15 protein-coding genes are annotated in these 15,206 nt (G+C 44.4%); all 15 read left to right on the top strand.

What is annotated here, in order from left to right; all coding sequences use genetic code 11:
- Position 1 precedes the first annotated feature (1 nt).
- The 15 genes from recG (at position 2) to rplS (ending at position 15,099) form a co-directional block, all read left to right on the top strand.
- A complete protein-coding gene (gene recG, locus P343_RS22285; protein ID WP_422784802.1) occupies positions 2 to 2,044 on the top strand; it encodes an ATP-dependent DNA helicase RecG in 2,043 nt (680 codons plus the stop codon).
- Between the two features lie 341 nt (positions 2,045 to 2,385).
- Positions 2,386 to 2,949, top strand: a complete 564-nt coding sequence (gene fapR / locus P343_RS22280) for a transcription factor FapR (RefSeq protein ID WP_031263603.1) — start codon at positions 2,386 to 2,388, stop codon at positions 2,947 to 2,949.
- Between the two features lie 168 nt (positions 2,950 to 3,117).
- A complete protein-coding gene (gene fabD / locus P343_RS22275) occupies positions 3,118 to 4,062 on the top strand; it encodes an ACP S-malonyltransferase (RefSeq protein WP_023508935.1) in 945 nt (314 codons plus the stop codon).
- 4 nt (positions 4,063 to 4,066) lie between these two features.
- The gene (gene fabG / locus P343_RS22270) at positions 4,067 to 4,813 is read left to right on the top strand and encodes a 3-oxoacyl-[acyl-carrier-protein] reductase (RefSeq protein ID WP_023508934.1); all 747 of its coding nucleotides are present in this window, start codon (positions 4,067 to 4,069) and stop codon (positions 4,811 to 4,813) included.
- Between the two features lie 107 nt (positions 4,814 to 4,920).
- Entirely contained in the window at positions 4,921 to 5,163 is a 243-nt protein-coding gene (gene acpP / locus P343_RS22265; RefSeq protein WP_031263602.1) for an acyl carrier protein, read from the top strand.
- A gap of 120 nt (positions 5,164 to 5,283) precedes the next feature.
- Positions 5,284 to 6,012, top strand: a complete 729-nt coding sequence (gene rnc, locus P343_RS22260; RefSeq protein ID WP_023508932.1) for a ribonuclease III — start codon at positions 5,284 to 5,286, stop codon at positions 6,010 to 6,012.
- Between the two features lie 185 nt (positions 6,013 to 6,197).
- Positions 6,198 to 9,770: a chromosome segregation protein SMC gene (smc, locus tag P343_RS22255; RefSeq protein ID WP_023508931.1), complete on the top strand. Its 3,573-nt coding sequence runs from the start codon at positions 6,198 to 6,200 to the stop codon at positions 9,768 to 9,770.
- Between the two features lie 49 nt (positions 9,771 to 9,819).
- Positions 9,820 to 10,821: a signal recognition particle-docking protein FtsY gene (gene ftsY, locus P343_RS22250; RefSeq protein ID WP_023508930.1), complete on the top strand. Its 1,002-nt coding sequence runs from the start codon at positions 9,820 to 9,822 to the stop codon at positions 10,819 to 10,821.
- A 162-nt stretch (positions 10,822 to 10,983) separates the two neighbouring features.
- Complete coding sequence (locus P343_RS22245) at positions 10,984 to 11,319, top strand: putative DNA-binding protein (RefSeq protein WP_023508929.1); 336 nt, start codon at positions 10,984 to 10,986, stop codon at positions 11,317 to 11,319.
- A gap of 12 nt (positions 11,320 to 11,331) precedes the next feature.
- Positions 11,332 to 12,675, top strand: coding sequence for a signal recognition particle protein (gene ffh / locus P343_RS22240; RefSeq protein WP_023508928.1), 1,344 nt, complete (start codon positions 11,332 to 11,334; stop codon positions 12,673 to 12,675).
- A gap of 44 nt (positions 12,676 to 12,719) precedes the next feature.
- On the top strand, positions 12,720 to 12,992 hold the full coding sequence (gene rpsP / locus P343_RS22235; protein WP_023508927.1) for a 30S ribosomal protein S16: 273 nt from the start codon (positions 12,720 to 12,722) through the stop codon (positions 12,990 to 12,992).
- A 20-nt stretch (positions 12,993 to 13,012) separates the two neighbouring features.
- Positions 13,013 to 13,243 (top strand): KH domain-containing protein, encoded by a 231-nt coding sequence (locus P343_RS22230; RefSeq protein ID WP_023508926.1) that lies wholly within the window; start codon positions 13,013 to 13,015, stop codon positions 13,241 to 13,243.
- Positions 13,244 to 13,351: 108 nt separating this feature from the next.
- Complete coding sequence (gene rimM, locus P343_RS22225) at positions 13,352 to 13,879, top strand: ribosome maturation factor RimM (protein WP_023508925.1); 528 nt, start codon at positions 13,352 to 13,354, stop codon at positions 13,877 to 13,879.
- The gene (gene trmD / locus P343_RS22220; RefSeq protein ID WP_031263601.1) at positions 13,869 to 14,618 is read left to right on the top strand and encodes a tRNA (guanosine(37)-N1)-methyltransferase TrmD; all 750 of its coding nucleotides are present in this window, start codon (positions 13,869 to 13,871) and stop codon (positions 14,616 to 14,618) included. The genes rimM and trmD overlap by 11 nt, the downstream gene beginning before the upstream one ends.
- 139 nt (positions 14,619 to 14,757) lie before the next feature.
- Positions 14,758 to 15,099 (top strand): 50S ribosomal protein L19, encoded by a 342-nt coding sequence (gene rplS, locus P343_RS22215; protein WP_023508923.1) that lies wholly within the window; start codon positions 14,758 to 14,760, stop codon positions 15,097 to 15,099.
- Positions 15,100 to 15,206 lie beyond the last annotated feature (107 nt).

Here is a 15,206-nt window from a genome sequence, read left to right as displayed (position 1 = left end):
AGTGACAGTGAAGCACCTGCCGATTACAGAAGTCAAAGGGGTCGGCGTCCGATTAGCAGAGGAATTGGAACGGCTTGGAATTGTGACACTAGATGAATTATTCGCCTATTATCCATACCGTTATGATGATTATGAACTCCGCGATCTGGCCGAAGTTCAGGATCAAGAACATGTAACGGTTGTAGGTAAAATTCAAAGTGAGCCAGTTCTCAGCTTTTACGGAAAGAAGAAATCGAGATTGACCGTACGGGTACTATCCGGCCGTTACCTGATCACGGTCATTTTTTTTAATCAGTCTTATTTAAAACGAAATCTGAAACTGGGCGAAACGGTGACGGTAACAGGAAAGTGGGACCGAAATCGTGCAATGCTAACGTCGACTGATTTTCATGTGGGCTCGCCTTATCAGGAGGCACAGTGGGCGCCTGTCTACCCTGTAAAATCAGGGGTGTCGGTAAAAAGATTAAGAATGCTGATAAAGCAGGCATTTACGCAGTTTCCAGATTACGTACAAGAAAATCTGCCCTTGAACTTACTTAAAGCCTATAAATTGATCGGAAGAAAAGAAGCAGTCCGGACTATTCACTTCCCGAGTGAGAAAAATAGCCTTCATCAGGCAAGAAGACGGCTTGTTTATGAAGAATTTTTAATTTATCAACTGAAATTACAGGCTTATAAACGGGTGAAACGTCAATCAACCAAAGGTCTTAGTATTTCTTTGGACAAAGAAGCGATCGGCCTATTTATTGACCGGTTGCCCTATGCAATGACCAAGGCGCAAGATCGGGTGATCAGTGAAATTTTAAAAGATATGGCTGATGCTGCTCCGATGAATCGTCTGCTTCAAGGCGATGTGGGTTCAGGAAAAACCATTGTGGCGGCGGTTGCACTATATGGAGCTGTCACCGGTGGTTATCAAGGTGCACTAATGGCACCTACGGAAATACTGGCTGAACAACATGCTGAAAATCTTCAGACGTTATTTGCTCCTTTTTCAATAAGCGTCGGTTTGCTGACGGGTGCAGTCCGTGGAAAAAAAAGAAAAGAATTGCTCGAGCAGTTGGCAGAAGGGAAGATCCATATTCTGGTGGGCACACATGCGTTAATTCAGCCTGAGGTACATTTTCTGAAGCTTGGGCTGGTCGTCACGGATGAGCAGCATCGTTTTGGTGTTCAGCAACGTGGTGAGTTGCGACTTAAGGGCAAAGAACCGGACATCTTATATATGACGGCGACACCGATACCGCGAACACTTGCGCTTTCTGTATTTGGTGACATGGATGTGTCAACCATTGATGAGCTTCCCGGAGGAAGAAAAGAAATTAAAACGTATTGGGTACAGGAAAATGTCATGGATCGTGTTATCGAGTTTATGAAAAAAGAACTTAATCAGGGAAGGCAGGCTTATGTCATTTGTCCATTAATCGAGGAATCTGAACAACTGGATGTTCAGAATGCGCTCGATGTTCACGCATATTTATCTCATGCATTATCCGGCTACAATGTTGCTCTAATGCATGGCAAGCTGTCTTCTGAGGAAAAAGATGAAGTCATGGATGCATTTAAGAGGCGGCAGGCTCATGTTCTTGTTTCAACAACGGTTATCGAGGTCGGCGTGAATGTTCCAAACGCGTCACTGATGGTGATCTATGATGCTGATCGCTTCGGATTATCCCAGCTGCATCAGCTGCGCGGGCGTGTTGGTCGTGGAAATTATCAATCCTACTGCATACTTCTCGCAGATGCTAAATCAGAAACGAGCAGGGAAAAAATGAGGATGATGACCGAGACAACGGATGGATTTAAGCTATCTGCTTATGATCTGAAACTTCGAGGACCAGGTGATTTTTTTGGGAAGAAACAGAGCGGACTGCCTTCCTTTAAATTGGCCGACATGGTACATGATTATCGGACACTGGCCGTAGCCAGAGATGACGCAGCAAGATTGGTACAAGATCCACAATTTTGGCACGATGACGTGTATGCTAGGCTGCGCGATCCGTTAATCGCATCGGGTTTGACGGATTCTCTTCATTTGGATTAGGCTGGTGTTAATACCTTTGTAGCTATCTCAATGATTACGCACGGTTCATGAACCTTAAGGGGGGAATTGGCTTATTCCTTGTGGTTTCATGGACCGTTTGTTTATTAGGGTGTTCAAGCCTTTATTTCAAAAATTGTTACGTTTTTTAAATAAGTAATAAAACGAAACCCTTACATACAAAAGCACGTATGTTATGCGTGCTTCTCACAGATGTCCTTTTCCGTAATCATTGCCTAGCTACCCGCTGCAAGCAAGTTATGATATACTAACTATTATTACCTAGTCTTAATTGTGAAACTTCACAATGAATGACGAACATGAACGGCGGCGGTGTTCATTTCATGAGAAAAAGTAAAAAGGATCGTCAAGAGTCCCTAAAGCAGACGATCGCTGACAATCCATTTATTACGGATGACGAGCTGGCAAAAAAGTTTACGGTTAGTGTGCAAACGATTCGATTGGATCGTCTCGAACTTTCCATTCCTGAGTTGAGAGAACGGATTAAACACGTGGCAAAACGGCAATTCGACGAAGTCAAGGCACTTCACCAAGAAGAAGTGATTGGGGATATTCTTGATTTGCAGCTTGATACAAGTGCAATTTCTATCCTTGAAATCACTTCCGAACTTGTTTTTTCCAGAACAGGTATTGCTCGTGGTCACCACCTATTCGCGCAGGCGAATTCTCTTGCTGTGGCTGTGATCAATGATGACTTAGCCCTAACTTCAAAAGCGGAGATTCAATATATTCGTCCTGTGAAATCAGGAGAGCGTGTGGTAGCTAAGGCGAAAGTCACTCGCAAGGAAAGAGTGCGGACAATTGTTGAAGTCAATAGCTATTCAGGACATGATCATGTTTTTAAAGGCGTATTTACGATGTACCGTGCCCATGGGGGGAAAGATTAATCAAAAGAGTGAGCAGCAATTTTCGCTAACGCTTGATTTGCTTAGATGGATAATAGAAGACTCAAGATTAGCGGAAATGCTCTGTTAACTTAGGCTGAAGCAGCAAGGTTTGCTAAATGAGCAGCCAAAATGAATTTTGTTTCAATAGGATCCGGAGGTTGATGAATTTTGGGTAAACTCGCATTTGTTTTTCCAGGACAAGGCTCACAAGCGGTGGGAATGGGTGCCGATTTGATCGAGACATTTCCTGAAGCGAAAGAAATGTTCGAAGCAGCAGACAGACGTTTAGATTTTCCATTGACAGAGTTGATTTTGAATGGACCGGAGGATGTGCTGAAGAACACTGAAAATACTCAGCCTGCCTTGCTTACGGTCAGTGCGGTGCTCTGCGCTCTGCTCGAAAACAATGGGATTAAACCGGACTATCTGGCGGGACATAGCCTTGGTGAATACAGTGCATTGTTTGCCGCAGGTGTTCTTGATTTCGAAAATGCAGTCTATGCTGTGCGTAAGAGAGGACTGCTGATGGAGGCTGCTGTACCTGCTGGTAAAGGAACTATGGCAGCGGTACTTGGATTGGATGCAGAGCAACTGAAGCAGATTTGTGCGAGTGTCTCTGAAAAGGGGGAGCCTGTGCAAACTGCTAATCTCAATTGTCCGGGACAGATTGTGATTTCTGGGACGGTTGCCGGTGTGGATGAAGCCTCACGATTGGCTGCCGATGCAGGTGCACGCCGAGTTGTTCCGCTTTCAGTAAGCGGCCCTTTCCACTCATCGTTAATGAAACCTGCTGCGGAAAAAATGAGAGAGGTGCTAGACGGCTTACCTGTAGCGGATGCTAAGATCCCAGTAGTCGCAAACAGCACTGCATTAGAAGAATCAAGTGCAGAGGATATTCGTAATCATTTGATTGAACAACTGTACTCTCCGGTGCGCTGGACCGAATCCGTGGAACGTTTGAACGCGCTTGGTGTCGATACGTTTGTAGAAGTCGGGCCAGGCAAAGTTCTTTCTGGTTTGATCAGAAAAATTAATCGAAAATCTACGGTTTTTCAAGTCAATGACACACAGAGTCTGAATGAGGTGTCTGAGAAACTGAAGGAGCGTGTATAATAATATGGGACTTCAAGGGAAAGTGGCGCTTGTTACTGGTGCTTCAAGAGGTATCGGTCGTGCGATTGCGATTGCGCTTGCAAAGCAGGGAGCGTCCATCATCGTGAACTATTCAGGCAATAAAGCTCGTGCTGAAGAAACAGCTGCTGACATTCGTGCTGCGGGTGCTGAAGCGCTCGTTTGGCAGAGCGACATTTCTGATGAACAATCTGTTCAGGACATGGTCAAACAATCCGTAGATCATTTTGGACATTTGGATATTGTTGTAAATAATGCAGGCATCACGCGTGATGGGCTGCTTATGCGCATGAAAGAAACAGACTGGGATGCCGTTCTGAATACGAACTTGAAGGGTGTATTTCTTGTCACAAAAGCCGCACTTCGTCCGATGATGCGGCAAAAACAGGGGAGAATTATTAATATTGCCTCTGTTGTCGGTATTTTAGGCAATCCTGGACAAGCAAATTATGTGGCGGCTAAGGCGGGTTTGATTGGTTTAACGAAAGCCACAGCGCGTGAAGTGGCTTCTCGCGGTATCACAGTGAATGCCGTCGCACCTGGTTTTATCGTAACAGAGATGACTGACCAACTCCCTGAAGATGTTAAAGAAAAAATGCTGAGTGAGATTCCGCTTGGTAAATTAGGTACACCAGAAAACGTGGCGGATGTTGTCTCATTTCTGGCCTCAGATGAGAGCCGATACATGACGGGACAAACATTAAGTGTTGACGGCGGTATGGCAATGCAATAAAATAATTGAGGTACGCTTTAAGAAGGGTATTTTGCCCCTCCTCGATCTAGCGGAGGACGGAGAACCTGTTTTAAAAATTGAAAAAGTCCTCGAGAGGAGGTGAAGACATGGCAGAAGAAGATGTTTTGGTACGTGTCAAGAAAATCGTTGTCGACCGATTAGGCGTAGATGAAGCGGATGTAAAGCTTGAAGCTTCATTTAAAGAAGATCTAGACGCAGATTCGCTTGACATTGTAGAACTTGTCATGGAACTTGAAGATGAATTTAATTTGGAAATCTCCGATGAAGATGCGGAAAAGATTCAGACCGTCGGTGACGTCGTATCTTACATAGAGAACCACAAATCCTGACATGCTATCCATGAGTCCCGTTTTTATAAATACGTTTATAAGGGCGGGGCTTCTTCTTATTCAATTCAAAGAATATAGCTGAAATGGATTTTGGTTTTTTAGTGAGTGGAGGTGACAGTTTTGCCGGGTTCAAAAAAAATGAAAGATCAGGAAAAAGAAATTACAGAAAAACTTTATCATTTTCTCAATGATTTCTCATTTTCATTCAATGATGAAGAATTGCTGAAACAAGCGTTCACACATTCATCTTATGTGAATGAGCACCGTCGTGAGTCACAGGAAGATTACGAACGGCTCGAGTTTCTCGGAGACGCAGTGCTGGAATTACTGATTTCCCAACATTTATTCAAGTACTTCCCAGATCTTACTGAAGGAGATATGACAAAACTTCGTGCAGCGATTGTATGCGAAACCGGATTGTTCCAATTCGCTTCTTCCCTATCTTTTGAGGATAAGATATTCCTGGGGCGCGGAGAAGAAGTGACAGGTGGGAGACAAAGGCCATCGCTTCTTGCGGATGTATTCGAGGCATTTATCGGTGCTCTTTATCTTGATCAGGGTTTATCCGAAGTCGAACGGTTTCTGCAATCAGTGGTTTATCCGAGGATTAGCGATGGCTCTTTTTCCCATGTGATGGATTACAAAAGCCAGCTTCAAGAAACAATTCAGCGAAAAAGTTTAGGTGAACTGGATTATGAGCTTGTGACGGAAAAGGGTCCTGCTCATGCGCGTGAGTTTACGTCAAAAGTGCTGTTGAATGGCGAAGTAATTGGAATGGGTAAGGGACATTCAAAGAAAGACTCGGAACAAAGCGCTGCATGTAAGGCGCTTAGAAACATCGCCGAGTAACAAAAGCAGCCGGGATCACTCGGCTGTTTTTGTTACTCGATTTAATCATAGACTCCATCTTAGATGTGAGTAGCCAAAATATTATTATTTATCAATTCATTTCTGGTCAATAGATGATTAAGTTTGCAGCGGCAGGCTTGAACAAGTCATTTATGGGCAGAAAGGTAAGAAACGGAGGGATCGGGATGTTCCTCAAACGACTGGATGTTTCGGGTTTTAAATCGTTTGCCAATAAAACATCTGTTGAATTCGTCCCTGGCGTAACTGCGGTGGTTGGGCCGAATGGAAGCGGAAAAAGCAATATAACAGAATCAATACGCTGGGTGCTCGGTGAGCAGTCGGCAAAGTCATTACGTGGTTCGAAGATGGAAGATATTATTTTTTCAGGCAGTGATGCAAAAAAAGCGGTAAATATGGCTGAAGTGACACTTATATTGGATAATAGTGACCGTTATATTCCAATGGATTTTAGCGAGATTAGTGTTACACGGAGAGTTTTCCGCTCAGGTGAAAGCGAATTTCAGCTTAACAAGCAAAGCTGCAGGTTGAAAGATATTGTGGATTTATTTATGGATTCCGGTCTTGGTAAAGAGGCATATTCAGTTATTGGTCAAGGAAAGATCGATGAAATTCTGAACAGCAAAGCGGAGGACAAGCGCAGAATTTTTGAAGAAGCATCTGGTGTGCTTAAATATAAACTGCGAAAGCAGGCTGCTGAGAAGCAATTGAATGAATCGGAAGACAGCCTAAACCGTGTTGAAGATATTTTGCATGAACTTGATGCTCGGCTTGGTCCTTTGGAACAACAGGCGTCAATTGCCAAAGACTATTTACAAAAAAAAGGTGAGTTGGAGGAAGTGGATATTGCACTTCTCGCTCACGATATCGATGAGCTTCATTCTCAGTGGGAAGAAACGAAAAAGTCTGTCGAATCACTTAGTACAAAAAAAGTGGCGTTGGCAGAGGCGATTGAAAAGCTTGATGGGAACTATCGATCGAACAGGTCTCTCCTTGAAGAATTGGATCATACAATCGAAACGATGCAAACCGAGTGGGCGGAATCAACTGAAAATCTCGAGAAATTGCTTGGTAGAAAGCAGGTTTTGACCGAAAGAAATAAGCATGCACATAATAATGCAGAAGAACTTAAAGACAGAATCAGCCGTTTGGAAGAACAGCTGCAGAAGGAACGTCAGTTACTGGAGCAAACAAGCAGTGGATATCGATCAGAAAAAGAAACTTTAGCCGATTTTCAACGGAAGCTAGCAAAAAAACAAACAGAGTTTAGCAGTTTTGAACAGAATCTTGATGATCGGATTGAACGATTGAAAGCGGAATATATTGAAGTTTTGAATCAGCAAGCGGCGATGCGTAATGAACGCCGTTATCTCTCCGATCAGGACAAATCCCTTAGTGCCAAAAAGAACCGTATTCAGGCAAATACTGAAGAAATTAAGACGCTGGCTGAAGAAGCAGGGAAACGTAAAGAGGCTCTTGAGAAACAGTTGAACAAAATTGGTGCTGAAGGAAAGAAATTGCAAACGCAGCATGATATGTTCAGGTCGCGTTTGGAAGAAGAGCGGACTCGGTATACAAAGGAAAAAGAAGCTGTCGACAAAATCAGCAACTATATCGAGCAGGCGCGATCAAGGAAAGAGATGCTTGAGGCTCTTAAAGAAGATTACGCAGGTTACTATCAAGGAGTTAAAGTCATTCTGAAAAACAGGAAGCATCTTCCTGGTATTCACGGCGCCGTGGCTGAATTAATTCATGTCGACAAAAAGTATGGAACAGCAGTTGAGACGGCTTTAGGAGGATCATCCCAGCATCTTGTTGTTTCCGATGAGTCTGCCGGAAGAAAAGCTATCCAATTTCTCCGCCAGCATCAAGCAGGTCGCGCAACTTTTTTGCCAATATCCGTAATTAAGTCTAAAGTCATTCAGCCGGCGGAACGAAGCAGAATTCAGGGCCAACCTGCTTTTGTTGGTACAGGAGCCGATCTAGTTTCCTACGATCCCCGTTATCAGCAAATTGTTGAATTTTTACTTGGTGCTGTGATTATCGCTCGAGATTTGGAAGGAGCAAATCAGCTTGCCAAGCAGGTTCATTATCGTTATCGAGTTGTTACTTTAGACGGGGATGTTGTTGCTCCCGGAGGTGCCATGACCGGGGGGAGTGTCAAGCAACATCAAGCAAGCTTGATTGGCAGGGGTGCTGAGATTGATGAGCTGACGGCACAGATCAAGGAAATGCAAGCAAAAAGGGAACAGCTTCAAGCTGACTTTTCAAAATTAAAAAATCAAATTGCTGCAGATGAGTTAGAGACCGAGAGCGTTCGAAAAGCGTTGCAGGCAGCTCTGGAGCAATTTCGTCAAGTTGAATCCGAAAAACGGGATGCTGAAACCGAGGAAAAGGCAGGTCTTGAAAAATATCACCTATTATCTAGGGAAAACGGTGATTTTGAAGCAGAGCAAACAAAAATCGCCGAACGATTGCGTGATATTGATGCAAGTGTGTCTGCTAATGCCAAAAAAGGCGAGGAATTGACCGCGCAGATCGGCAAATTAACCAAAAACAGGCAAGATATTGATTCATCAAAACAGGCACTCCAGTCAGAGATTACGTCACTTAAGGTCCGTATGGCTGAGCAAAGTCAAATTGTAACGCATCTGGAAGAGAAGGAATCGCAATCAAAGACAAGGGTTGGTGAACTGAACGCTTCGATTGAAGCGCTCCGTTCATCGGCAAGCGGCATTGATTCTGAGATTGAGAGCCAGCATGAGCATACTCAGAAAATTGATCAGCAAATTGAAGAAGCGCAGAGCAAGAAAGATGCACTCATGAATGCGCTCATGAACAAGCGGGAGACACGACGAGAGCGGCACTCAGCGCTCGCTTCTAATGAATCCAATTTATCGAAGCGACGTACGGAACTGAACGAGGTTAGCTCTGTCTTCCAGGAGAAAAATGTTGTTCTTGGACGAATGGACGTCCAACTTGATCATCTGTTAGATACTTTAAGAGAAGATTATGAACTAACGATTGAAGCGGCAAGAGAAAACTATCAATTAACTATTGAAGTTCCTGAAGCACGCAAAAAAGTTAAGCTGATCAAGCTGGCGATTGAAGAATTGGGCTCGGTAAATCTTGGAGCGATCGAAGAATTTGATACCGTTCTGGAACGCGAGCAATTTCTCTCAGCCCAGAGAGCAGATCTTATGAAAGCGCGTGAGACGCTTAATCATGTCATGTCCGAGATGGATCAGGTCGTTGAGCAACGCTTTACCGAAACGTTCAATAAAATCAGGCAGCAGTTCCAAATTGTTTTTCGAGAACTTTTTGGTGGCGGACGAGCCGATCTTCAGCTGATCGAACCGGCGGACATGTTGACAAGCGGCGTTGATATTCTCGCAGAACCGCCCGGCAAAAAACTGCAGAGGCTTTCCCTGCTTTCTGGTGGGGAGCGTGCACTGACAGCGATCGCACTTCTGTTTGCGATTCTGAAGGTCCGGCCGGTTCCGTTTTGTGTGCTGGACGAAGTAGAGGCTGCCTTGGATGATGCGAACGTAGATCGTTATGCCGCATTCCTGAAAAAGTTTAGTATGGATACACAATTTATTGTCGTCACGCATAGACACGGAACGATGGAACGTTCTGATGTGCTTTACGGCGTGACGATGCAGGAATCAGGTGTTTCACGGCTTGTATCCGTGCGGCTTGAAGAGACAGATGAACTGCTCACTGCAGGCAATGGATAAAGCACGTAAGTGGTGACAAAATATATTCACAGATTGGGGGATCCAGCAGATGAATTTTTTTAATAAGCTGAAAGACCGGATTACTGGGAGTACTAACGTTGTTACAGATAAATTTAAGGATGGTCTGTCCAAGACAAGAAAATCATTCTCGGATCGCATGAACAACCTAGTTAAGCGGTACCGAAAAGTCGATGAGGATTTTTTTGAAGAACTCGAGGAAATACTTATTGAGTCTGACGTGGGGATAACGACTGTAATGGATCTGGTAGACCGTCTTAAGGACGAGTCACGGACACGCAACATCAAAGATACTGCCCAACTTAAGGATGTCATTGTCGAAGTCCTATCTGAATTTCTCACCAAAAACAGTGAAGAAACCGAATTGAAGTTGAATCCTTCTGGGTTGACCGTCATTTTAATGGTCGGTGTCAATGGTGCAGGAAAAACAACGACGATTGGAAAACTTGCAGGCCGGCTGAAGAATGAAGGGAAAAGCGTTCTGCTGGCAGCGGCAGACACATTCCGGGCTGGTGCGATCGATCAGCTTCAGGTGTGGGGGGACCGGACTGGTGTCGATGTGATTAAGCATCAAGAAGGTTCGGATCCGGCATCTGTAGTATTTGATGCGATGCAGGCAGCAAAGTCACGAAAGGTGGATGTGTTGCTTTGCGATACAGCCGGGCGACTTCAGAATAAAGTTAATTTAATGAAGGAATTGGAAAAAATCAAGCGTGTAATTGCACGCGAATGCCCCAGCGCGCCGCATGAAGTTCTGCTGGTTCTTGATGCGACAACCGGACAGAACGCACTGAGCCAGGCGAAACTTTTTCGTCAGGCATCTGAAGTTACAGGCATCGTGCTGACCAAACTTGACGGAACTGCCAAAGGCGGAATCGTACTCGCAATCCGGAATGAACTGGATATCCCGGTCAAGCTGGTCGGTTTAGGTGAAAAACTGAATGACTTGCAAACCTTTGATGCCGATGCATTTATTTACGGGTTGTTTGCCGAACTGTTTCAGGCCGAGGATGAAGAATCATCTGCTGAATAAGCTGGGCAGTTGCCTTATCGAGGGACGGAAAGAACCGGGCTGGTGCTCGGTTCTTTTTGATGTCTTGCACTACGGGTATAAGGAGAAAACTTGACACGTTCTCTAAAATCCTGTAATATATTCCCGTAAAGTAAAATGCCTTTACATCCAAGGGGATTTGCCATGCTTGAGAAGGTTTTGAGAGTTAACGCCCTATACGATTTTTATCAGCCACTTCTCACCCCAAAACAACAAGAGTATTTGAATCTTTACTATCTTAATGATTTTTCTCTTGGTGAAATTGCGGAAAGAAACCAAGTCACGAGACAAGCTGTTTATGATAACCTGAAAAGGGCTGAAAGTGCTCTCGAAGCATTTGAGGAAAAATTGGGGTTGTTTCGTAAATACAAGGTCCGGCTTTCTTTGATTTCGAAAATGAGGGATCTGGCTGATCATTTGAATAGTGAAGAAAGCAAGCAACTAGATTCTTTTATTGATGAACTGGAGAATTTAGATTAGGAAGTGAGAAGTATGGCATTTGAGAGTCTGTCAGACAGGCTGCAGGCAACGATGAAGAAAATCCGCGGCAGAGGCAAAGTATCCGAAGCGGATGTTAAGGAAATGACGCGTGAGATCCGTTTGGCACTACTTGAAGCGGATGTCAATTTTAAAGTGGTAAAGTCTTTTGTCAAACGTGTTCAGGAACGTGCGGTTGGACAGGAAGTGCTGAAAAGCCTTACACCTGGACAACAGGTGATCAAGGTCGTTCAGGAAGAACTGACCGACTTGATGGGCGGCGAACAAACCAAACTTAACCTCGCCCTGAAGCCTCCGACTGTTCTGTTGTTTGTCGGTCTGCAAGGCGCCGGTAAAACGACATCTGCTGCGAAACTGGCTAATTATATCCGAAAAACTCACAATAAGAAGCCGATGATGATTGCCGCGGACATTTACCGTCCGGCGGCGATCAAACAGCTGCAAACTCTAGGCGGACAGCTTAATATACCTGTATTTTCATTAGGCGATCAAATTAGCCCGGTTGAAATTGTCCGTCAGGGAATGGAACAGGCAAAGGCGGATCATCATGATTTGATCCTGATTGATACCGCGGGCCGTCTCCATATTGATGAAGCTCTTATGGATGAACTTGATCAGATTAAGTCGGTCAGCCATCCAGATGAAATTTTTCTGGTTGTTGATGCGATGACTGGACAAGATGCAGTAAATGTCGCGACCTCTTTCAATGAGCGGCTGGATTTAACCGGTGTCATTATGACCAAGTTGGATGGTGACACGCGTGGTGGTGCCGCCTTGTCTATTCGATCGGTGACTGGCACGCCAATTAAATTCGTCGGTATGGGCGAGAAGATGGATGCACTTGAACCCTTTCATCCTGACCGCATGGCGTCGCGCATTCTCGGAATGGGAGATGTACTCTCCCTGATAGAGAAAGCACAGGCAAACATCGACGAGGAGAAAGCGCGTGACATGCAGCAGAAACTGCTTTCGGTCAGCTTCACTCTGGATGATTTTCTTGATCAAATTGGCCAGATCCGTAATATGGGTCCGTTGGAAGATTTGCTTGCAATGATGCCTGGTGCCAATAAATTCAAAGGCATGAAGAACATGCAGATTGATGAGAAGAAAATTGGCCAGACTGAGGCGATCATCCGATCAATGACTTCTCAGGAAAAAACGGATCCGGATATGATTAATGCGAGCCGCAAAAAACGTATTGCGCTTGGAAGCGGCACATCGGTCGCAGATGTCAATCGGTTGCTCAAGCAGTTCAAAGACATGAAGAAAATGATGAAACAGTTTATGGGCAAGGCAAAAGGCAAGAAACGCAATCCTTTTAATTTACCGTTTATGTAAATGAAAACCATTAAAAAACTATTAGAATCAGGGAGTTGTTTAGTATGTCAGTTAAAATTCGTCTAAAACGTATGGGAGCAAAAAAACGCCCATTTTATAGAGTTGTTGTTGCAGATTCACGTGCGCCTCGCGATGGCCGTTTCATTGAAGAAATCGGCACTTACAATCCAGTTGTAACACCAAAAACGTTCACTGTTGATGAAGAAAAGGCACTTGACTGGCTGCAGAAAGGTGCTCAGCCATCGGACACGGTTCGCAACCTTTTCTCAAAGCAAGGCATCATGGAGAAGTTTCATCTTTCTAAGCTGCAAAAATAAGTACAAGGGGCGGCAGATAAATGGAAGAATTAATCAAAGCCATTGTATTCCCGCTCATAGATGATCATGAACATGTTCAGATTGAGAAGCAGGAAGAGCCGGATCATGTCACGTATGTCCTCACGGTTGCCAAGCAAGACATGGGTAAAGTGATTGGACGACATGGTTCGGTCGCTGAAGCTGTCAGAACTGTTGTTTCTGCCGTGGGCAGTGCCAAAGGACTGGATGTGCGCTTCTTGATTCGTGAATAATATAGAAAAAGAGAAGGGGAAAGGTGCCCTTCTCTTTTTCACCATACATAGGCAAGTCTGCCAAATAAGACAGCACTTGGTTTATTTCTGAATAAGGAGGTTTGTTTGATGACCGAACAATGGCTTTACGTCGGGAAAATTGTAAATACGCAAGGCATTAAAGGTGAAGTGCGGGTCGTTAGTGCTACGGATTTTCCGGAAGAGCGTTATGCTAAAGGAGCAATTCTGCACATCCGTGATCAGAAAAATAGCGGTGAGCAAACGCTCAAGGTTAAGAGTTATCGTCGCCATAAACAGTTTGATTGTCTTACTTTTGAAAATCATCCTTCGATCAACGATGTAGAAAAATATAAAGGGTTTTCTCTTTATGTCGCAAAGGAACAACTATCAGAACTTGAGCAAGGCGAATTTTACTACCATGAAATCATCGGCTCAGAAGTGGTGACCGATACAGGTCGTGAGTTGGGACGTGTCAAAGAAATATTGTCTCCAGGAGCTAATGATGTCTGGGTGATTGATACAGGTGCGAAAGATGTGCTTATTCCCTATATCTCCGATGTTGTTAAGAACGTTGATGTGGCGCAAAAAAAGGTGACGGTCCACCTGATTCCGGGGCTGATTGATGATGAAGATTGATATTCTCTCTCTTTTTCCTGAGATGTTTGAAGGTGTACTGAACGTATCCATTTTAGGAAAAGCTGCCGAAAAAGGTGCGGTTTCGTACGCTGTTACAAATTTTCGTGACTTTACTACAAATAAGCATAATAAGGTCGATGATTATCCATTCGGAGGCGGAGCGGGCATGGTATTGATGCCGCAGCCATTGTTCGACGCAGTCGATGCTCTGCGTGCTGGTGAGTATTCAAAGCCACGTATCATTCTTACCTCGCCTCAAGGAAAGCCGTTTAAACAACAAGATGCGGAGATGCTGTCAAAAGAAGATAAACTTATATTTATATGTGGTCACTACGAGGGATTTGACGAGCGTATACCGGAGCATTTAGTCACAGATGAATATTCAATCGGTGATTTTGTTATGACCGGCGGTGAACTCGCAGCAATGGCAATGATCGACAGTATCGTTAGGCTGCTCCCTGGCGTGCTGGGCAACGACACATCCGCAGTAACGGACTCTTTTTCCGATGGTCTTCTGGAGCACCCGCATTACACACGGCCGGCGGATTTTCGCGGTATGAAGGTTCCAGACATCTTGCTCTCCGGAAATCATGAACGGATCGCCGAGTGGCGCTGGAAGGAATCACTAAGACGCACTTTTGAGCGTCGGCCTGATTTGCTGGAGGGGCGAGATCTAGCGGTTCAAGAAAAGAAATGGCTTACTCAATTTAGAAAAGAAACAGAAAAAAAACCGGAGTAACCTTTACATCTGCTGAAAAGACTTGCATGCATAGATTTGAATGTGGTAAGATGTTTTTTGTGGCGATTGCCAGTGAATACGATGTTCCGCTGCATTCTTTGGGAATGTAAGAGCATTTGTACGGAAGGAGGCCATTATTATGTCTAATATTATTGATGAAATTACCAAAGAACAGTTGCGTACGGATATCCCTGCTTTCAGACCTGGGGATACGCTGAAAGTGCACGTGAAGATCACTGAAGGTACACATGAACGTATTCAGGTTTTTGAAGGCGTTGTGATCAAGCGTCATGGCGGCGGCATCAGTGCAACCTTTACGGTACGAAAGATTTCTTATGGTGTCGGTGTAGAACGTGCATTCCCTGTAAATTCCCCGAAGATCGACAAGATCGAAGTGGTACGTTACGGTAAAGTGCGTCGTGCGAAACTTTATTATCTGCGTGCCCTGCGTGGTAAGAAAGCACGTATTAAGAGCAGATAAGCATGATTGGAAATTAAATGGTCACAGTAAAGAAAAGGAGGGGCTTGGGATGACCAGGCCCTTCCATTTTTTTTTTCGCAAATATGTTACATGGTTTTGAAAGGAGG

The organism is Sporolactobacillus laevolacticus DSM 442 (assembly GCF_000497245.1).
GTDB classification, from domain to species: domain Bacteria; phylum Bacillota; class Bacilli; order Bacillales; family Sporolactobacillaceae; genus Sporolactobacillus; species Sporolactobacillus laevolacticus.
This window is presented reverse-complemented; position numbering and strand designations above follow the sequence as displayed.

Bases quoted from the DNA above. Each gene is read 5' to 3' on its own strand.
- rplS (WP_023508923.1), top strand. From the start codon at position 14,758: ATGTCTAATATTATTGATGAAATTACCAAAGAACAGTTGCGTACGGAT.
- acpP (WP_031263602.1), top strand. From the start codon at position 4,921: ATGGCAGAAGAAGATGTTTTGGTACGTGTCAAGAAAATCGTTGTCGAC.
- rimM (WP_023508925.1), top strand. From the start codon at position 13,352: ATGACCGAACAATGGCTTTACGTCGGGAAAATTGTAAATACGCAAGGC.
- rpsP (WP_023508927.1), top strand. From the start codon at position 12,720: ATGTCAGTTAAAATTCGTCTAAAACGTATGGGAGCAAAAAAACGCCCA.
- trmD (WP_031263601.1), top strand. From the start codon at position 13,869: ATGAAGATTGATATTCTCTCTCTTTTTCCTGAGATGTTTGAAGGTGTA.
- ffh (WP_023508928.1), top strand. From the start codon at position 11,332: ATGGCATTTGAGAGTCTGTCAGACAGGCTGCAGGCAACGATGAAGAAA.
- fabG (WP_023508934.1), top strand. From the start codon at position 4,067: ATGGGACTTCAAGGGAAAGTGGCGCTTGTTACTGGTGCTTCAAGAGGT.
- fapR (WP_031263603.1), top strand. From the start codon at position 2,386: ATGAGAAAAAGTAAAAAGGATCGTCAAGAGTCCCTAAAGCAGACGATC.
- ftsY (WP_023508930.1), top strand. From the start codon at position 9,820: ATGAATTTTTTTAATAAGCTGAAAGACCGGATTACTGGGAGTACTAAC.
- smc (WP_023508931.1), top strand. From the start codon at position 6,198: ATGTTCCTCAAACGACTGGATGTTTCGGGTTTTAAATCGTTTGCCAAT.
- P343_RS22230 (WP_023508926.1), top strand. From the start codon at position 13,013: ATGGAAGAATTAATCAAAGCCATTGTATTCCCGCTCATAGATGATCAT.
- P343_RS22245 (WP_023508929.1), top strand. From the start codon at position 10,984: ATGCTTGAGAAGGTTTTGAGAGTTAACGCCCTATACGATTTTTATCAG.